At 60.9% G+C, this 22,564-nt stretch carries 4 protein-coding genes; 3 read left to right on the top strand and 1 reads right to left on the bottom strand.

Annotated elements, in window-relative coordinates:
- The first annotated feature begins 317 nt into the window (after window positions 1–317).
- Window positions 318–19,421 (top strand): VCBS domain-containing protein, encoded by a 19,104-nt coding sequence (locus tag HP556_RS08980; RefSeq protein WP_175366699.1) that lies wholly within the window; start codon window positions 318–320, stop codon window positions 19,419–19,421.
- A 121-nt stretch (window positions 19,422–19,542) separates the two neighbouring features.
- Here HP556_RS08980 and HP556_RS08975 read toward each other — a convergent pair whose 3' ends face one another.
- Entirely contained in the window at window positions 19,543–20,022 is a 480-nt protein-coding gene (locus HP556_RS08975; protein ID WP_175366698.1) for a hypothetical protein, read from the bottom strand.
- Window positions 20,023–20,296: 274 nt separating this feature from the next.
- Here HP556_RS08975 and HP556_RS08970 point away from each other — a divergent pair, with 274 nt between their 5' ends.
- Together HP556_RS08970 and HP556_RS08965 are read left to right on the top strand one after the other, a co-directional pair.
- Window positions 20,297–21,307 (top strand): Gfo/Idh/MocA family protein, encoded by a 1,011-nt coding sequence (locus tag HP556_RS08970; RefSeq protein WP_175366697.1) that lies wholly within the window; start codon window positions 20,297–20,299, stop codon window positions 21,305–21,307.
- 78 nt (window positions 21,308–21,385) lie between these two features.
- Entirely contained in the window at window positions 21,386–22,537 is a 1,152-nt protein-coding gene (locus tag HP556_RS08965; RefSeq protein ID WP_175366696.1) for a DegT/DnrJ/EryC1/StrS family aminotransferase, read from the top strand.
- Window positions 22,538–22,564: the final 27 nt, after the last annotated feature.

Below are 22,564 nucleotides of genomic sequence, written 5' to 3'. Positions count from 1 at the left end.
TTGTTCAGTGCGATATGAGAAGTCATCTTATCAAGTATAAAATAAGTCGTTTTTTCGAATACTTTCTTATTTTTACAATAGATACGCCGCGATTTGTGGATTTTTCCGGGCATTCCCAAAAATAGACTGTCTAGAAGAAGTATTACTGTGGAATGGTTCATCTTTATTAATACGCTGTTTCATTTTTGAACTTAACCAATGCAACGAAAACGCTTCAAATTTTACAGGTATTCATTGACGTCTCTACGTTCTTAAGAATATTTTAACCCTCGCAGGACTTGGACGTTTTTCGGTCCGATCAGCTTGAGGTTGTAGTCATGAACGCTCCCGTATTGCTCGCGCAGCTCGCCGGTTCCACCACGCAGACCCCGCCGTCTCCGAAGAACCTGAAGCTCGAGAAGCCGCAAAATGGGCAGGCGATTTCGGTCCATCTCGACGGGAACACCAAGCTCGATTTTGCTGATATCGCGAGCGAGAAGCTGACCTTCGTCAAGGTCGGTGAAAAGCTGATCATCCTGTTCGACAATCAGTCGACGGTGACTGTCGATCCGGTGTTCGACTCGATGGGCAAGCCGCTCACCGATCTCGCATTCGACATGGGCTCCGATCGCACGCTGACAGGCGAGCAGTTCGCGCAAACATTTCCGATCACCACCGATCAGTCCGTTCTGCCCGCAGCCGGCGGTGCAACGGGCCCGACAGGCGGCGCGAATTTCGGTGATGCGACCGTTGGCGCGCTCGGTGCTTCGGGCGCGCGTCTCGCGCTGCTGACGGGCGAAGACACTGGGGGCGGCTTCGACAATCTGGACGATGGAACGCCTAACCCGTCGCCGATTCCCGGCGGCGTGACGGCGGTGACGCTGAACGAAGACGGTTTTGCGGAAGGTAATCTCGGCGGCACCGGTGACACGGGCGGCACCGCGACGTCCGTGACCGGTTCGCTCAATGTCGATTTCGGTACCGATGGTTCGAATCGCAGCTTCGCATTCTCGCTCAATCAGCCGACGCTCGCCGGCCTGACCTCGGATGGTCAGACCGTTCAGCTCGCTTTCACCACCGTGAACGGCCAGCCCGTGCTGATCGGCTATGTCGGTGGCGATTTCAATGTCGCCGCCAATCAGGTCTTCACGGTGTCCCTGGATGCTTCATCGCTGCAGGGCAACTACACCTTCACGCTGTTGCGTCCGCTCGATCATCCGATCGGCGGCACCGAAGACACGATCAATCTCTCGATCAACGTGATCGCGACGGATGGTAGTGGCGACACTGTGGCCGTCACGATTCCGATCGGCATCAACGACGATACGCCAGTGATCGGCACGCCTGCCGATGCCGCGCTGACGGATCCGCTGTCCGGCAATCCGGCGACGCAGACGGGCTCGCTGGGAATCTCCTGGGGTGCCGATCGCTACAACGATCATGTCGATGGCGGCGTATCCGCGACCACCGGCGCAACGGGTGACCGCTCGGTCGTGTTTGCCAACACGCAGGTGACGGCCACCGGCGACGGCGCAACGGCCATCGGTACGCTGACGTCGCATGGCGAGACCGTCCACTACGTGCTGCTCGAAAACGGCACTGTGCTGGTTGCCTATACAGGCGCGACCGCCCCGACCAGCCTCGCCGACCTGCAGCAGAGCGGCACGCCGAGCGGTGAAGGCGAGGGTGGCGAAGGTGGAATCGCCAACAACGTCGTCTTCGTCGTGACCCTGTCCGACGCCAGCAATAGCGGCAGCTATGTCGTCACCCAGTATCGTTCGCTGGATCACGATAATGGTTCAGCCACGTTCCAGAACATCGATCTGGCCTTCAACTTCACTGCGACAGACAGCGATGGCGATACGGTCAACGGCACGCTGCATGCGGTGATCGCGGATACGGTGCCGGTTGTGACCGGTCCGGCCGACGCAAGCACACTGAGCGAAGGCAACGGCGAAACGCCGCCGAGCGAAGGTGGCGGGGACATGCTCTCCTTGCTGGTGGTCGGCGGTTCGTTTACGCCGAAGGACACGGGCGCCGTATCGCTGCACATCGATTGGCGTTCGGACAATCAGAATCCGACTGCTGCGGGCGGCGCGCATGATCGCTCGGTCACATTCACCGCTGCGACGCAAGCCGCTCTCGAAAACCTCGGCCTGACTTCCGACGGCGCGACGATCATCTACACGATCTCCGCGGGGGGCACTTTGCTGACGGCAACGACTGCTGCCACCGAAGGCCATAGCGCGCGCACCATCTTTACTGTGCAGTTGTCCGACAGCGGAAATGGCAGCTACGACTTCACCTTGCTGGACAATCTGGACCATCGGGGCAGCTCCGAAGGCAGCCAGGCGCTGACATTTGGCTTCATTGCGACCGACAGCGATGGCGACTCGACGGTTCCAGCGAGTTTCACGGTCAATATCACCGACGAAGCCTTGTCTTTCTCCGCCGAAGGAGTCGTGCCCCAGTACGTCGATGAAGAAGGCAATGCCGGCGACAGCTATCCTTCCAATCCGGGCGATCTGGCGGGCGAAGGCAAGACGGCAACGGCATCGCTGAACATTTCGTGGGGAGCAGACGACGGCAACAGCTCCGTGAACGGCGGCTTCAGCGGCACGCAGGTCAATGGCGATCGTTCGGTCGTCTTTGCGGATAACGCGATTGCTGCGCTTCAAAATCAGAATCTCACGTCGAACGGCGTCGCGCTGCAGTATGTCCTGTCGACCGATGGTACGACGCTGACGGCCTATCAGGGTTCAGGCCGTCTCGATGGCGACAAGGTGTTCGCCGTCACGCTGTCCGATCAGGGCAACGGTTCGTACAATTTCACGATGCTGGGTCATCTCGATCACCCGATTTCGGGCGTTGAAGACGATCTGACGCCGGTATTCAATTTCACGGCGCGCGACGGCGACGGCGATGCGATCTCTTCGAGCTTTTCGGTGACGATCAACGACGACGCGCCAGTGGTGCCAGTCACCACGCCGGTCAATCTGATTATCAATGGCGACTTCTCCGCCGGCGACTGGTCGGGCGTCGCGAGCTGGGGCAATTACAGCACCAATGTCACCGGCTGGACCATTACCGGCGACCGTCTCGAGCGCGTCAATAGTGGCTATCTCGGCGCGACCTTGCCGAATGGCGGTCACATGGTGGATCTGGAAGCCTCGCCCGGCGACCTGACCCTGTCCCAGACCATTGGCGACATGACCACCGGCCAGACCTATCATCTGTCCTTCGCGATCGGCGAAGCGACGGGGCCGTATGGTGCACATCTGGAAGTGTATTGGAACGGCACCCTGGTTGGCAGTTATTCGCCGCAAACCGGCGCGATGCAGACCATTGATCTGACTGTCGTTGCCGATGGCACCAGCAACACGCTGTCGTTCAAGGAAACGGGCGCCATCGATAACAGCGGCACCTTCCTCGCTAATGTCAGCCTGACGGCGGCAGCGGTCGGCATCGTCGATGAAGATGGTTTGGCCAACGGCGTGGCAGGCGGTGTCGGTGATGTCGCCGGTCAGGTGACCGTGGTCACTCATGCGCTGAATATTTTGTGGGGATCCGATAACGGCAACAGCGTCGTTGATGGCGGCATCACGGGCTTGCCGGTGAATGGTGACCGCGCCGTTACTTTCGATGCGTCGAACGTGAGCGCGCTGTCGGCCTTGGGCCTGACCCATAACGGCACCGTGATCACCTATCAAATCTCTGCCGACGGCACCAAGCTGATCGCCTCGGCAGGAGAGCAGGAGATCTTCCACGTCGCGTTGTCCGACGTTGACACCGGCTCCTACACTTTCACGCTGACCGGCAGTATCGATCACCCGCTCCATTCGGTCGAAGACAATGTGACGCTGAACTTCGCAGTTCGTGCGACTGACAGCGATGGTGACAGCATTCCCACGTCATTCGCCGTTCTGGTCAACGACGATGCCCCTTCGATCGGCAAGATCGGCGATCAGACGATTGCAGAAAGCACCAGCACCGAGTTCTCCAATACCTTCCTGACTCAGACTCTGTCTGACGTTTCGTTGAATATCTCGTGGGGTGCGGACGACAACAATTCCGGCGCGTTCAATCGCTCTGTCGCCTTCGATGCCGCGCTCGCTGGTACGGCACCGAGCGGTCTGACTTCGAACGGCGTTGCCTTGATCTATGTGCTGTCGGCTGACGGCACCGGGCTGACGGCCTATCGTTTTGACGGCACCAATTATATCGGAGTCGGTGGCGGCAATCTCGGTACCTCGCCATCGGATGCTGCACGCGTGTTCAGCGTGCAACTGTCGGATCTCGGCAACGGTAGCTACACGTTCCAGCTCTACGACAATCTCGATCACAAGACGGGCGATGGGACATCGCTCAATCTCTCGTTCGGTTTCACCGCGACCGACAGCGACGGCGATACGACTCCGATCTCGAATTTCACCGTTGTCGTCACCGATAATGTCCCGCTGCTGGTCGGTAATGCCGACGTCGGCGCGCTCACGGAAACGGGACTGCCGACAGTCTCGTCGACCTTTGGCAACCTTGGCATCGACTGGAATGCTGATGATCGTGGTTCGGCCCATCTTGAGTTCGTAAAGGATTCCAATGGCCTGGCTATCGTTCCGCAGGGTCTGACCTCGGACGGTGTTGCGCTTGCCTACACTGTGCGCCTCGCGGCCAACGGTGTTGATGAAGAGCTCGTCGCCTACAAGGTCGGCGACACTGTGGACCATCCCGTGTTCATCGTCGCGCTGAATGGTCTGGTCAATCCGGCCTTCGCTGCCACGCTGTTCCAGAATCTCGACCATGTCGGCGCTGGTAACGACAGCAGCCTGACGCTCACCTTCACGGCGCATGCGATCGATGGCGATGGCGATACGGTTGATCGCACCTTCACGATCACAGTCGCGGACACCAAGGCGACGGTCGGGACACCCGAGTCGGCTCGGGCGGATGAGGACGCGTTCGGCAATCCGGCCGGCCTCAGCCTGATCACGGACAGTGCTATCGACACCGATAACAACAACCGCACCGTCGGCGGAAAGCTCAACATTTCCTGGGGCAGTGACGATTCCAATACGGTCGTCAATGGCGGCACCACCGGCGCTCCGGTGGCCGGCGATCGCGCTGTGACATTCGACGCGTCGAATATCACGACGCTGCTTGGCCTGAACCTGACGCATAACGGAGCGGCGCTGAGCTATCAGATCAGTGCCGATGGCCAGACTCTGACTGCGAAGGCGAATGGCGAGGAGATCTTCAACGTCAAGCTGTCGGACGTCGACAACGGTTCCTACATCTTCACGCTGACGCGTAACCTCGACCATCCCGACCACTCGGGCGAGGACAATCTGCCTCTGTCGTTCAAGTTCAACGCGACCGACTCGGACGGCGATGTCACGGCCGGCAATTTCACCGTCGAAGTGAACGACGATAGCCCGGTGATCGGCACCCCGGCCTCGGCCCAGGCCGACGATAGTTCACTCGGCAATGTGGCGGGTCTGTCGATCATCACCGACTCGAGCATCGATACCGACAACAGCAGCAAGACCGTTGGCGGCAAACTCAATATCTCCTGGGGTGCCGACGACGGCAACAATCTCGGCAATGTCGGCATTACCGGTGCTTCCTCGGTCAACGGCGATCGCGCTGTGACGTTCGATGTGAACGCGACCAATACGGCACTTAACGCGCTTCATCTGACCCATGACGGTACGTCTCTGGTCTATAGCTACAGCTCGGGTAATTCGCTGCTGACGGCGAAGGCCAATGGCGCGACCGTGTTCACGGTGCAGCTATCGGATGACGGTTCGGGTAAATACATCTTCACGCTTGTCGACAGCCTCGATCATCCGACCCACGGTACGGCAGATAATCTCAATCTGACCTTCAATTTCATCGCCACCGACAGCGATGGCGACAAGGCGACCTCCACCTTTGCGGTCGCCGTCAACGACGATCTTCCGACCATCGGCAGCCCGGCCTCATCGCGTGTCGATGAAGACGACCTGTCGGCTGGCAACCATGACGGTCTTGCGCCGATCACCGATGTGACGGTCGATACCGACAGCAGCCGACTGACCGTGGGCGGCAAGCTGGGCATTTCGTGGGGTGCCGATGACGGCAACAGCTCCGTCAATGGCGGCATCAATGGCGCGTCAGTGAATGGCGACCGCGCCGTCACCTTCGATAGCGCGACGACGGCTGCGCTGACCTCGCAGCATCTCTCTCAGGGCGGCGTTGAGCTGACCTATGTCATCAGCAACAACGGCACGGTGCTGAAGGGCATGGCCGGTACGGCGGAAGTGTTCAGCGTCACGCTGTCCGACCAGAACGACGGTTCGTACATCTTTACGCTCAAGGGCAAGCTCGACCATCCGGATACGACAACCGAAGACAATATCGACCTGACCTTCAACTTCACCGCAACGGACAGCGACGGCGATACGGCCACGTCATCCTTCAAGGTCACCGTCAACGACGACGCACCGACCGCCGCTGGCGAAACCGCTACGGTGGCTGAATCCTCGCCGGCGCTCGGCACCGGCAACATCATTCTCGCTTTCGATCGTTCCGGAAGCATGAATGATGATCCCGATGGCTCGGGCGGTTTCTCGTCGCGGCTTGCGCTGGCGAAGGCTGCAGCCATTAATCTCTTGAATACGAGCAATGCTGATCAGGTTCTGATTGTGACATTCTCGGACAACGCCACGTCCTCGTCCTGGATGACCAAGGCGCAGGCGATCGCGTATATCAACAGCAATTCGTTCCCGGGAACGAACGGTGGCACGGACTACGACAACGCCACGGCCGCAATCCAGGGCGCCACGATTCCGTCTGGCGGTACCTCGGTCTACTTCTTCACCGATGGCCAGCCGACAGGTAACGGCGGTCTCAACAGCACGGAACGTGCTGCATGGGAAAGCTTCCTGCAAAGCAAGAGCATGACGTCCTACGCCGTCGGCGTGGGTAACAGCATCGGCGCCAACGATCCCGACCTCAACGATGTCGCCTATCCCGGCTCACCGCTGATCATCACAACGGCCAACGATCCGGCGCTGCTCGGCACCATCACGCCGACGCTGCCGACCTCGGTTACCGGCAATATTCTTAGCAATGACCACTTCGGCGCCGATGGTGGGCGGATTCTGTCCATCACGATCGGCAGCGTCACCTATACCTGGAATGGCGCGTCGACCATCACCAAGAGCGGCGGGGAAACCGGTACGATCCTCGGCAATGCGTTGTCGATCGACACAGGCATCAACGGTCACCTGAACTTCAACTTCTCGACCGGCGCCTGGAGCTACAACGCGCCGTCCCAGCTCGTGACCAACACGACCGAAACGTTCTCCTACACATTGATCGATGGCGATAATGACACCGCCGGCGCCAATCTGGTCATCAGCGTCACCGCGGTGAACGACGCGCCGACCAACACCGTTCCGACCGCGCGCGTTGTGAATGAAGACACTGCGATCGTTTTCAGTTCCGGCAATAGCAACGCGATCTCGATCGCGGATGCCGATCACAACGGTGGCAACGAAACCGTCACGCTGTCGGTGCTGCACGGCAATCTGACGTTGTCGGGTCTGAGCGGTCTCACCGTGACCGGAAATGGCACGGGCAATGTAACCGTCACAGGCACGGTTGCGGCAATCAATTCCGCGCTGAACGGCCTGAGCTATCTGCCGTCCAACAACTACAACGGCGCTGATACGCTAACGATCGTGACCAACGACAACGGTAACAATGGCGTGGGAGGCGCCAAGAGCGACACCGATACGATCGCCATTACCATCAACCCGGTGAACGATGCGCCCGTGATCACGCCGGAAACGCGTGAAGTTTCGTATATCGAGAACGGTAACGATCTGAAGCTGCTGTCGAACGCAGTGATCACCGATCCGGACAACCCGACCTCGCTCAATGGCGGCTTCATCTCCGTTACGCTCGGCAACACCGTTGCCGGCGACCAGCTGCAGATTGCCGACAACAGCAGCGTCCGCCTGCAGGGCAGCAATGTGCAGGTTTCCAACGGCTTCGGCGGCTGGACGACGATCGGCACGATTTCGGCCGGCGGCTTCGGCGGTACGTCCGTCACCATCACCCTGAATTCGAATGCCGATGTGGCTGATGTGCAGACTGTCGTGCGCAGCCTGGCGTTCTATTCGAGCTCCGACAATCCGACAGGCGTAGACCGCACGGCGACCGTCACCTTCAACGATGGCGGCCATGACGGAAGCGGCGGCCCATTGTCCGACACCTCGACGGTGACCATTCATGTCACTCCGGTCAACGACGTGCCGGTGATCGCTGGCGGTTCCGAGCGCTCGGTTTCGGTGGCGGAGAACACCACAGGAGTGACCACCGTAACGTCCACAGATCCTGACGGTGGCACGCCGACTTACTCGATTGTGCAGACCGCAGGCACCGACTTCGCGAAGTTCACGATCAATCCGGTCACCGGAGCGCTCAGCTTCAACGCAGCGCCCGATTACGAGAATCCGACCGATGTCGGTGGCACCAATAACAACAACACTTACGAGGTCGACGTCCGCGTGTCGGACGGCAATGGCGGTACGGCCGTTCAAACGATCAACGTCACCGTCACCAATGTGAACGAGGCGCCCGTGCTGGCGCCGGACACGAATTCGATTAGCTATACGGAGAACGGCAACGCGCTGAAGCTGATGCCGAACGCGTCGGTCACCGATCCGGATAGTCCGTCGAGCTTCGTGGGCGGTTCGATCACCGCCTCGCTCGGTGCGACCGCGGTCAGCGGCGACCAGCTGGTATTCGCCGGTAGTAGCGGCGTCTCGTTGGTCGGCAATGTCATCTGGGTTGGTTTCACCGTGGTCGGAACCGTGAGCGGTTACGGCACTGCAAACATGACGATCAGCCTCGCGGCTGGCGCCACCGACGGCAATGTCGAAACGGTGCTGAAGGCTCTCGCCTATCAGTCGACCTCTGAGAACCCGACGGGTGCGGATCGCACGGCGACCGTCACCTTCAACGACGGTGGCAATGACGGCAGTGGCCCGGCGTTGTCCGATACGTCGACTGTCACCATCCATGTCACGCCGGTGAACGATGCACCGGCTGCCATCAACGACACGGGCTCGGCTACGGAGAAGGGCGGCGTTGCCAATGCCACCGGCGGCAGCAATGCCACCGGCAATGTGCTGAGCAACGACAGCGATGTCGATGATCTCCAGACCTCGCTGGTGGTTTCCGGCGTGCGCGTCGGCACCGCCGGCAGCACCGGGACCGTCGGTTCGACTCTGACCGGCGCGCATGGCTCGCTGGTGCTCAATGCCAACGGGACCTACACCTATGTCATCGACGAGACCGATGCGCAGGTGCAGGCACTGAACGTCAATGGCACCATCACCGATACTTTCACCTATACGGTCCGGGATCCGAGCGGTGCGACCGACACCGCCCAGCTCACGATCACCGTCAACGGTGCCAATGATGCACCGGTGGCGACCGACGATACGGGCAGCGCCACCGAAAAGGGCGGCGTCAGCAACGGCAGCGGCGGTGTCACTGCGACGGGCAATGTGCGGACCAACGACGGCGATGTCGACAACACGACGTCCTCGCTGGTCATTTCCGCCGTTCGCACCGGCGGGGAAGCCGGTACGGGTACCGCAGGTACAGTCGGTTCGTCACTGGCTGGCCAGTATGGCAGCCTCAAGCTCAATTCCGACGGCAGCTACACCTACACGGTCACGGAAACGAACAGCACGGTCCAGGCTCTGAACGTCGGTCAGTCTGTCACCGAAACCTTCACCTATACGGTGCGCGATGCGGGTGGTCTTACCGACACAGCCCAGCTCGTGATCACGATCAATGGCGCCAACGACGCGGCTGTCATCACCGGTAACGTCACCAGCTCGGTGACGGAAGCGAGCGGCGTTGCCAACGCTACGCCCGGAATCCCGACCGCGACCGGCGATCTCAACGCGACCGATGTGGACAATGCTGCGACCTTCACGGTGCAGAGCAATGTCACGACCAGCTACGGCACTTTCTCGATCGGTGCCGACGGCGCCTGGACCTATAACCTGAACAACGCCAACAGCACGGTTCAGGGCCTGAACAACGGCGGCACGCTTCACGACCTGATCACCGTCACAACGGCAGACGGTACGTCGAAGCAGATCGACGTCACCATCAACGGCGCCAACGACGCTGCAGTTGTGTCTTCCGCAACCGTGAACCTCACCGAGACCAATTCGGCTGCGTCCATCAGCGCCACCGGCTCGCTGACGATCACTGACGTCGACAACCCTGCGACCTTTGTTGCCCAGAACAATGTTTCGGGCACCTATGGCAAGTTCTCCATCACCTCGACGGGCGCGTGGACCTACACGGCCAGCACCGCCCATGACGAATTCCAGGTCGGCCAGATCTATACCGACACGTTCTCTGTGAGCGCAGCGGACGGCACGCTGACCAGCGTGACGATCAAGATCGCCGGCACCAATGACGTGCCTGTGCTGACCGTGACGAATGGTATCAGCGACGACATCGGCGACGGTTTCCAGAGCGGTGGCTATACCGGCTCGACCGGCAGCCCGAACCTGTGGACCACCAACTGGACCGAAGTCGGTGACAACAACTCATCAAGCAACGGCGACATCCGAATTTCATCCAGCGGCGGTAACTCTTACGTTCGACTGGGTGATAGCGACGGTTCAAATTCATCCTTGCAACGCACGGTCGATCTCAGCGGGACGTCGTCGGCCACGCTGACCTTCGACTATCGGCGCGTTGATCTCGATAGTTCGAGTGACCAGGTTTTCGTGCAGGTCTCGACCGATGGCGTGAACTTCACGCAGATTGCTGTGATCGGTGGTGGAAACTTCGATGACAATGGCTTCTTGAGCGCCAGCATCGATCTCTCAGCCTACCGTTCGAGCACAACGACGATTCGCTTTGTGGCGTCGGGTGGGCTTGGCGACAACGATTACGTCTATCTCGATAACGTCAATATCTCCTACAGCAACGAGCCGACTTTCACCGAGAACGGCTCGGCGGTCGCGATTATCAGCAACGCGACGCTGTCCGACGTCGACGATGCAAACATGGCGTCGGCCACGGTTGTCCTGACCAACAAGCAGGCCGGTGATCAGCTCTGGATCAACAGCACGGCTCTGTCGAACGGTTCGACCGGCACCGTGAACGGTGTGTCCTACCTGGTGGCGGAATCCGCTGGCGCAATCACCATTACCTTCAGCGGGGCCGCGACCAAGGCGGCCTATGAGCTGGCCATCGAGGCGGTGAAATACGCCAGCACCAGCGAGAATCCATCCACGACGGATCGCTCGTTCCAGATCACCGTCAATGACGGACACGACAATTCCAACACCGGAACGGCTGTCGTCCACGTCATTGCCGTCAACGACGCACCGCTGGCGGTGAACGACACCGGCACGGCGACCGAAAAGGGCGGCGTGGCTAACGGCACCAGCGGCAGCAACGCTACCGGCAATGTGCTGAGCAACGACACTGATGCGGAGACTGCCAGCGCATCGCTGGTCGTTTCGTCCATTCGCACCGGCACGGAGGCTGGCAGCGGCACGTCCGGCACGGTTGGTTCGTCGCTGCTGGGCACTTATGGCACGCTGACGCTGAATGCTAACGGCAGCTACACCTATGTTCTCAACGATAACAACGGCACCGTCCAGGCACTGAATGTCGGTGGAACGCTGACCGATACTTTCACCTACACGGTGAAGGATCCGAGCAATCTAACCGATACCGCCCAACTTGTGATCACCATCAACGGCGCCAACGATGCCGCGGTGATCTCGGGCACGACGACGGGCTCGGTGACCGAGGCCGGAGGTGTCAGTAACGCAGTAACCGGCACACCTACCGCGACAGGCACGCTGACTGACACCGATGTCGACAATACGCCGAACACCTTCACGGCTGTATCGGTGGCGACCGGTACGACCAACGGTTACGGCACCTATACGATGACCGCAGGCGGGGTGTGGACCTTCACGCTGAACAACGCCAACGCCGCGGTGCAGGCGCTCAATGTCGGCCAGACGCTGACAGACACGTTCACCGCGCAGACGGTGGATGGCACGTCGCAGGCGGTGACCGTGACTATCAACGGCACTAACGATGCTGCGGTGATTTCGGGTACGACCACTGGCGGTGTGATCGAGGCCGGCGGTGTCAGCAATGCGACGGCTGGCACGCCCACCGCGACGGGCACGCTGACCGACACCGATGTCGACAACACGCCGAACACCTTCCAGGCAGTGTCGTCCGCGACCGGTACGACCAATGGTTACGGCACTTATACGATGACTGCCGGCGGGGTGTGGACCTACACGCTCAACGACAGCAATCCTGCGGTTCAGGCGCTGAACTCCGGTAACACGCTGACCGATACCTTCACGGTCAAGACGGCGGATGGCACGTCGCAGGTGGTGACCGTGACCATCAATGGCACCAACGATGCCGCAGTGATCTCCGGCACCACCTCCGGAAGTGTGATCGAGGCCGGCGGTGTCAGCAATGCGACGGCTGGCACGCCGACGGCGACCGGCACGCTGACGGATACGGACGTCGACAACACGCCGAATACGTTCCAGGCGGTCGCGGCGGGGGCGGCCACAACGGGTGGTTACGGCACCTATGCGCTGACCGCTGGGGGCGTATGGACCTATACGCTCAACAACGCCAATCCGACAGTTCAGGCGCTCGGCGCTGGTGGGATCTTGACCGACACCTTTACGGTCAAGACGGCGGATGGCACGCCGCAAGTGGTGACGGTCACCATCCACGGCGCCAACGATGCGCCGACGCCGCAGAACGACGTCTACGTCACGGACGAAGATCACAACGTGACGTTCAACGTCCTTGCCAACGATACCGATCCCGACGGCAATGTCCTGCATTTGACCGGCGGCCTCGGTGGCTTCCAAGGCCCGTTCGACTCGGCCAGCCTGGAGTCAAACGGCAACCTCACTGTCAGGCCGTCTGCGAATGCCAGCGGAACCGTGGTCCTGACCTACCAGGTGAATGATGGAACTCTGACGACCCAGGCCACCGTCACGGTCGATATTCGCCCGGTCGCGGATAGTGCGGTGCTAACGGCCTCGGGCGGCAACGAAGACAACGCCTTTGCCATCCACATTGCCTTGGGCGATACCGACGGTTCGGAGAAGGCCACCCATATCGAACTCAGCGGCTATCCCGCCGGGACGACCTTCAATCAGGGTTCGCTGCAGGGCGGCGTTTGGGTCATCGACAATCCTGCCGGGATCGACCTCGCGCACCTCACCGCAACGACACCCACCAATTACGACGGTACGTTCAACCTCGGTGTAAGTGTGACGGTCGTCGATCACGCCACGCTCACCACGGGTCTCGTAACCGATACCGCGACTTCGACTGGCACGATCGCAGTGACGGTCAATCCTGTGAACGATGCGCCGGTGCTGACGGCGGACGATGCGACGCTCACCGAAACGGCAGGCACGGACGCCGGGCTGCTAAGCACGACCGGCAATATCCTGAGCAACGATCACGACGTCGATGGCGACACGCTCAGCGTCAAGACCATCCGGGCGGCGAACGGCGTCCCGACCGATGAAAGTCCCATCGCCATCGCTCCGGGCGGCAATGTGACGTCGCATGGCATCTACGGCGATCTCGTGATGCATTCGGACGGCAGCTACACCTATACGGCGAATGCCGCCTTCGATGCGCTGGCGGACGGCGTCCAGAAGACCGACGTCTTCAAGTATGTCGCGACCGACGGTAACGGCGGCGATGTCGCGCAGTACCTGACGGTTCACCTCACCGGTGTTGATGACGCGCCGACCACGACGGCCGTGACGTTGACGGCGATAGCCGAGGACAGCGGGGCGCGTCTCATCACCCAGGCCGAACTGCTGTCTCACGCGACAGACGTCGATGGCCCGTCGCTGACCGCGACCAACCTCCAGATCGTGTCCGGCACGGGTTCGCTGGTCAACAACGGCAATGGCACCTGGACCTATACGCCGGCAGCCAACGACGACACCAATGTGTCATTCTCCTACACCGTGACCGATGGCGCGCTGACAGCCGCCGGTTCGGCGACGCTCGACATCACGCCGGTGAACGATGCGCCGACGACCACGCCAGTGATGCTCACCGCGATTGCCGAAGACAGCGGTGCGCATATCATCACCAAGGCGCAGCTGCTGGCTAACGCTGTCGACATCGACCACGACACGCTGAACGTCACCAACGTGCAGATCAACTCCGGCCTGGGTTCGCTGGTCGACAACGGCAATGGCACCTGGACCTACACCCCGGCGGCCAACGACGACACCAGCGTGTCGTTCTCCTACACCGTGACCGACGGCTCGCTGCCTGTCGCTGGCTCGGCAACGCTCGACATCACGCCGGTCGACGACATTGCGTCGCTGACCTTGGTCGACTTCACGCAAACTCTGACCGCGCCGAAAGTTGGCGACGTTCTGAAGGCAACGCTCGGCACCGATCCGGATGGCGCAGAGTCTAATATTGTCTATCACTGGCTCCGCGATGGAACCGAATTCTCAAGCGGCTCTTCGTCGACTTACACGCTTGTTTCGGCCGATGTCAGCCACCAGATCTCGGCCTACGTTACCTACAAGGACGCGCAGAACTACAACGACACGACCGCTACCGTCGCGATCACGCAGGCCGTGATCGGCGGCAACAACGCACCGGCCTTTACGACCAGCGATGTGGCAGGCGGCGTGGTTGAGGATGCCGGAACAACACAGGGCGCGACCCTTATCCAGAACGGCAACTTCGAAAACTATGACTATGCCAACTCCTTTGCCGCGAACTGGACGCCATCCAGTTCCGGCGGCTTCTGGAGCCCGGCTTGGTATGCAAACCACACAAGCTCGGGCTTCCTGGGGATGGTCGAATACGGCGGCAATGAAAGCTTCAGCCAGACCGCGATCCCGACCACTGCCGGCACAAGCTATCTCCTCGACTTCTGGGTCCTGGAATATTCGACCACTGCGACGCTCTACGTGCAGTGGAACGGCAATACGATCGCCGCTGCCAGCGATGGAACCGGGGGCTGGAAGGAATACAAGGTCACGGTGACCGGGACCGGCAACGACACGCTGACCTTCATCGGCAACGATCCCAACTATACGTCGATGCGCCTCGACGACGTTTCGGTGACGAAGTTCACCGCCAACACAACGCAGACCGCGTCTGGTGTGCTGCACTTCACCGACGAGGCTGCCGACACCCATACGGCCAGCTTCACGCAGGGCAGCGCGCTCAACTCTGCAGGGACGGCCTATCTCGGCACGTTCAGCCTCGATAGCGTAACGGAAACGAGTGGCACCGACTCGATCGGCTGGCACTTCTCGGCCAGCAACAGCGCCCTGCAGTCCCTCGCGGCCGGACAGACGGTAACCCAGACCTATGAAGTCGCGGTTACCGACGACCACGCCAACACGTCCATCAAGGAAGTCACGGTGACGCTGACCGGCGTCAACGACGCCCCGGTGTTCGGATCGGGCACCGCCACGGGGGTCGTGGCGCAATCGACCCTGCCGACGGGCAATCTGCTGACGAATGGCGGATTCGATACCGGCAATACCAGCGGCTGGACGGTGGTGGCGCAGCCCAATACTTACGCGCAGGCTGACAGCACGTTCAATTTTGCCAGCGGCAACACTTGGAATTTCGACGTCTATGGCACCAACCCTGCAACCAGAGAAGGCATCGCGACGATTTCGCAGTCGATCAGCACCGTCGCCGGTCAGCACTATCTGCTGGCGTTCGACTATGCGGGAGCCTATGGGCTGAGCCCGGATTCGACGCTGAAGGTCTCGTGGGCCGGCTCGCAGATCATCTCGTTGAGCGGCATCCAGAATACCAACACCGATAGCGGCGTTGGTTCGCCCTATACCTATCTGGTCACGGGTGATGGCAACTCCGACGCGCTGACCTTTGCTTTCGACGCGAAGAACCAGGACCTGCGCATCGACAGCGTCTCGCTGGTGCGGGCCGAAGTCGCGCAGGGGTCGATCAGCTTCAGCGACGTCGATCTGACCGACAACACGCATACGGTGTCGGTGGCGAGCAAGACCGTGAACCCCTACGGCTACATGACCGCGACGGTCGACGAGGCCACCGACCAGGTGAATTGGACCTTCGTGGTCAAGGATTCCGAGATTGCGGGTCTCGCCGTCGGCCAAAGTGTCAACGAAACCTACACGCTGACGCTCGACGATCATCATGGCGGCGTCGTCACCAAGGACGTTACTGTCACGGTGAACGGCTTGCCAGGAGCTCCCGTCATCACCGGTATCACGGCCGCCAGCGATAGCGGTGCGATCGGTGACAACATCACCAACGATACGACGCCGTCCTTCGTCGGCACGGCGCAGGCGTTCTCGACCGTCACGGTCAAGGACGGCGCCACGGTCCTCGGCACCACCACGGCAGACGCCAACGGCGCGTGGACCTTTACGCCGGATGCGGGGCATGCGTTGTCGTCGACCACGCACACCACCATCACCGCGACCGCGACCGATATCGCGGGACACGTCAGTGTTGCTTCCGCCAACTACACACTGACGATCGACACCTCGGCCCCCAGCAGCCTGGCTGGAACGACGCTGGATCTGACCGACGCTAGCGACAGCGCGGGTGCCAGCAACAGCGACAACATCACCAAGATTACGACGCCGACCATCACGGTGGGGCATCTTAACGGTATCCCAATGTCAGTTGGAGACGTCATCCAGATCATTGATACCAACCACGGCAACGCCGTGGTGGGCAGCTACACCGTCCAGGCAGGCGATCTGAATGGCAGCAGCCAATGGAATAGCGCCGGTGGCGGTGCTGGCGGCGTCAAGGATATCGTCCTCACAACCCTTGATGATGGTGCGCATAACTTCACTGTGCAGTTGGTCGACAAGGCCGGCAACACCGGCACCCAGGGCGGCACGTTGACGGTGACGGAAGACACCACGGCGCCGAGTGCGCCGAGCATTAGCGTTATCGACAATGTCGGTAATATCCAGAGCACGAACCTGGCGGACGGCGCGTTCAGCGACGATACGCAGCTTGTGGTGCACGTCAGTCTGACGGGTACAGGGGCTGTCGCGGGCGACACGGTGCAGCTCTCGAACAACACCACGGCACTGGGCGGTGCGGTGACGTTAACGGGCGCGAATATCACCGCCGGCTTCGTCGATATCACGACGCCGACGCTGACCAACGGATCGTCCTACAACCTGAGAGCTGCGATTACGGACGTGGCAGGTAATGTCGGCGCATTGTCCACCAACGGTGCCAATGACGTGACGATCGATACGACCAAGCCGACGGTGAGCGGCGAGGCCATCACCAGCGCGACCGGTATCCAGAATGGCTATCTCAATGGCGGCGATGTCGTGAGCATCACCGTCAACATGAGCGAGGTTGTGACGGTGACCGGCACGCCACAACTGGGGCTGAATATCAACGGCGCCACGGTGCAGGCGAACTACGCATCGGGCAGCGGCAGTTCGACGTTGGTGTTCACCTACACGATCGTGGCAGGTCAGAACGACAGCAACGGCATCAGCATCAACACCAATGCGCTGAGTTTGAACAGTGGCACGATCCGCGACGCGGCTGGAAACGACGCGACGCTGACCTTCGGTACGGTTTCGGACAACGCCAGCTACAAGGTCGATGCGATCGCTCCGAATGCTCCGACCGGACTGCAATACACTACGAGCGGTACCGATCGCTTCTTCTGGAATGCGGCGACGGACAACACAGGCGGATCGGGGATTGATCACTATCTCTATGAAACCGACACCGGAACACTGACGTCACCTGTTGGTAATTTCACTTCTACAACGGCTCTTTCCGTCAGCTATGCTCCGAGCGGAACCGCTGGCCGTACCGTTTTCGTTGAGTCGGTCGACGTTGCCGGTAATGTTAGTGCCGCCTCGCGGATAACGTTCACGGCTCCCGCCGGGACCTCTGGCGAGGCTATCAACCTCGCACTGACCGCTCCGACCGACCACGTCGGCTTGGTCTCGCTCACCATCGCCGGTCTCGCCGCCGGCTGGACTCTGAGCGAGGGTACGCACAACGCTGACGGAACCTGGTCGATCCTGACCAGCGACCCGTCGTCGCTCTCGGTCACGTCGCCCGACGGCTACACTGGCGCGCTGGTTCTCCACGTTACCGAAACCTGGACCAACGCCGACGGCAGCACGGGCACAGCCTATGTCGCCGACAACGTCGAAGCCTATGCCAAGGGTGCGCCGATCTTTGCCTGGTCGGGCGACGATACGCTCACCGCGTCGAGCGGGGACGACACGTTGGTGTTCGCCAACAAGATCGGCACCGACGTTGTGCACCACTTCGATACCGTGCACGATAAGATCGATCTGATCGGCTTCGCCGGCTTCTCGAGCTTCGCGGACGTTCAAGCGCATCTCGGCACCGATGCGGCAGGTAACGCCATCATCACGCTCGGCGATGGTCAAACGATCACCTTGAACGGCGTCAGTGCTGCGTCGCTCAGCGCGGACGACTTCCTGTTCAACGAGACCCCACTCACGCACAATGCGGGCGATATCGTACTCAGCAATGGTGCACTGATGCCGTTCAGCGGTGTGCTCGACAACACCGGCAGCATCCACCTCGCTTCGACCGGTGGTGAAACCGCCTTTGAGATCGTGCAGCGTGGTCTCACGCTGCTCGGTGGCGGAACGGTAACGCTGTCCGATAGTTCGTCGAATGTCATCTTCGGCAGCGCCGACGATGTCACGCTGACCAATGTCGACAACACTATCTCCGGCGCGGGCCAGCTCGGCGATGGCCATCTCACACTGGTCAACGAAGGCACGATCGTTGCCGACGGCAGCAATGCGCTCGTCATCGATACTGGCGACAACGCGGTCATCAACAGCGGCACACTGGAAGCAACCGGCACCGGTGGGCTCAATGTGCACAGTGATGTCGTCAACAATGGTCTGGTGTGGGCTAACGGCGGCGACCTGGACTTCGATGGCAATGTAACCGGCAGTGGTTCAGCGCTGTTGTCAGGCCATGCCAGCATCGAACTCGGCGGTGCGTTCAACGAGCACATCCTATTCGATGGCACGGCCGAAGGCACGCTGGTGCTCGATCATTCGGCCGACTTCGGCGGCTTGGTATCCGGCTTCGATGGCAACGACACCATTGATCTCGCCGACATCCTCGGGAGCACGGCTTCGGTGAACTACACCGAAAACGCTCAAGGCACCGGTGGTGTTCTGACGGTGACGGATGGCGCTCACACGGCCAACATCGCATTTGCCGGACAGTATTCGACTGCAGACTTCCACCTCAGCAGCGATGCCAGCAACCATGTGTTGGTCCAGCTCGAAAGCCAGGCCCGTCAATTGACGAACGCAGCCTGATTTTTGCGACAGCCGGGAAGGCACAACAAAAATCGCCGGAGGATAACTTCCGGCGATTTTATTTAATGGGTGTTATAAATGAAGGAATGGCCGCACGGGCCAGTGAGATCGGACTTGCCTGTCAGATCTTCTGCCCCGCTGGAGCCTTCGGCCCCGCGGGCACACCTCCGCCACTCCCGCCCACATCGATCCTGATCCGCTGCACCTCCGTGCGCCCGGCCGGATACTTCACCTCGATGGTCACTTCATCGCTGCCAACGAAGTCCGCCTTCGACTGATAGAAGGCGATGAACCCTGGTACTTCGAGCGCGAGGCACTGCTTGTAGTTGGTGGCGCTCACCTTGCCGCGCTTGATGCTGACGGTGCCATTCGCGGGTGGGGTGATCATGCGCAAGGCGGGCAGGGTGCCCGAGGTGCAGTCGGGCTGGACGTTGAGATAAACGCCGACCTGGAAGTTGCGCGCGGTCGGGCCCTTGGCGGTCCGCTCGACGACAGATGGTGTCGCGGCCGGCGGCATGGGCGAGGGCGTCTGCGCCCAGACGGCGGTTCCCGCCAGAGTGCTTATGACGAGACTCAGCGCGACAACCGGCTTGCGAAACATGGAATTTCTCTCGATGGGCGGGTGATAACGGCGCGTCGCGACATCCCAAGGATGTAGCAAAAGTGCTGTCATATCAATGGATCGGACGCCCGTGGGGCGGATCGACGAGGGGCGGTTGGCCGGTCTCACGGTTTGGTGTAATTCTTTGAATCAAAACGTGTTTGGGTAGCTCCGCGGGGCAATCGCCACATCTGTGGCGGGCATGCTAGGAGAACCCACGGCGCCAGTATGGTGAATCGCCGCGCCGGCCCTTAAGAATTCTGAGGTTTGTTGAATGGTGTCGAAAGAAACTTCCGCAGCGAAGGATGCGGTGCGCACGCTGCGTGTCGGCGTCGTGGGCGCAGGTGTCATGGGCACCAATCATGGCCGCGTGCTGGCCGGGCTGCCGGGCATCGACATGGTCGGCATCGTCGATCCCATGCTCGAACATCGCACCCGCGCCGAGAAACTGATCGGCTGCAAGACCTTTGCCGATCTGGACGCGCTGCTGGCTGCTGGCGTCGATGCCGTGACTATTGCAGCGCCCACTCACTTGCATCACGAAGTCGCGCTGGCCTGCATCGCCAAGGGCATCCATGTCCTGGTCGAGAAGCCGATTGCGTCCACCGTGGAAGAGGGACGCGAGATCGTCGATGCCGCGCAAAAGGCTAGCGTGACTCTGATGATCGGCCATGTCGAGCGTTTCAACCCCGCCGTCGCCACCATCAAGAAGGCGATCGAGGGCGAGGACATTCTGTCGATCGGCATCACACGCGTCGGCCCGTTCCCGCCGCGCATGTCCAATGTTGGCGTTGTCATCGATCTTGCCGTGCATGACATCGACCTGATCCGCTGGTTCACCGAGAGCGACATCGTCGAGGTGCAGCCGCAGCTGGCTTCCGCCGTCGCCGAGCGCGAAGACATCGCGCTGCTGCAGTTCCGCACGGCATCCGGCGTGCTCGCTCATATCAACACCAACTGGCTGACGCCGTTCAAGGCGCGCACCGTCACGGTCGCAACGCGCGGCAAATATGTGATGGGCGATCTGCTGACCCGGCAGGTCACCGAATGTTTCGGCTTCAAGACCGATGGCAGCTATTCGATGCGCCATCTGCCGGTCGGGCAGGACGAGCCGCTGCGCGCCGAATTGATGGCGTTTCTCGATGCGGTTCGCACCGGCGGCCTGCCGGCTGTGACCGGCGAGGAGGGCGTTGCCTCGCTCGAGATCGCGATCCAGTGCCTGGAAGCGCCAAAGAAGCGCGCGGCCACAGCATCACGCCCGGCGCCCCGCAAGGTGGTTGGCTGACGCAAGCGCGACCCGGCGCAAGCATGCGCCGGTTTCCAATATTCAGACTTCAAGACGACATTCTGCAGGCCAGGCATCATGAACCAGCACACCCGTATCGACCCCGTTCCCTTCATCGATCTCAATGCGCAGCGTCAGCGGCTCGGCACATCGATCGACGAGGCGGTCACCCGTGTGCTCAATCACTGCCAGTTCATTAATGGTCCGGAAGTCGCCAGGCTCGAAGCAGAACTCGCCAAATATTGCGGCGCCAAGCACGTGATCAGCTGTGCCAGCGGCACCGACGCGCTGATGATGGTGCTGATGGCCAAGAAGATCGGCCCGGGCGATGCCGTGCTGTGCCCGTCCTTCACCTTCTGCGCCACCGGCGAGGCCGTGGCGCTGGTCGGCGCGTCGCCCGTATTTGTCGAAGTCGATGAAGTCACTTTCAACATCAGCCCTGAATCCGTGAAGCGTGGCATTGCCACCGCCAGGAAGGCCGGTCTGAAGCCCCGGGCGATCATCCCGGTCGATCTGTTCGGCCAGCCCGCCGATCTCGATGCGGTCAACGCCATCGCCGAGGCCGAGGGCCTGTTCGTGCTGGAAGATGCTGCGCAGGCCTTCGGTGCCACCTATAAGGGCAAGCGTATCGGCACCTCGGCGCTCGCCACCACCACCAGCTTCTTTCCGGCCAAGCCGCTCGGCTGTTTCGGCGACGGCGGCGCGATCTTCACCGATGACGACCAGCTCGCCGAGGACCTGCGCAGCATCCGTATCCACGGTCAGGGCTCCGACAAATACGACAACGTTCGCCTTGGCATCACTGGCCGCCTCGACACCATTCAGGCCGCGGTGCTGCTGGAAAAGCTGAAGATCTTCGACGATGAAATCGCCGCCCGCAACAAAGTAGCCGACCGCTACGCCCGCAGCCTCGGTAACCTCGTCACCGTGCCGCGAGTCGCCGAAGGCAATACGTCGATCTGGGCCTGCTACGTAATCCGCCTGCCGAAGGGCACCGACCGCGACGCCTTTGCCAATGCGCTGAAGGCGCAGGGCGTGCCGACCGCGATCTATTACGCGAAGTCGATGCATATGCAGACTGCCTATAAGGACTATCCGGTCGTCGATGGCGGCCTGCCGGTCTGTGAGGCGCTGTCGGCCGATGTCATCAGCTTGCCGGTTCATGCCTATCTCGACGAGGCCACCCAGGATCGTGTCATTCAGGCTGTGCGCGACGCACTGGCGGCCTGATTTGGCCGTTTTGCGCAGCCGCTTCAT

The organism is Tardiphaga robiniae (assembly GCF_013359755.1).
Taxonomy (GTDB): Bacteria; Pseudomonadota; Alphaproteobacteria; order Rhizobiales; family Xanthobacteraceae; genus Tardiphaga; species Tardiphaga robiniae.
Note: the sequence above shows the minus strand (reverse complement) of the source record. Positions and strands in the feature narration are given on the sequence as shown.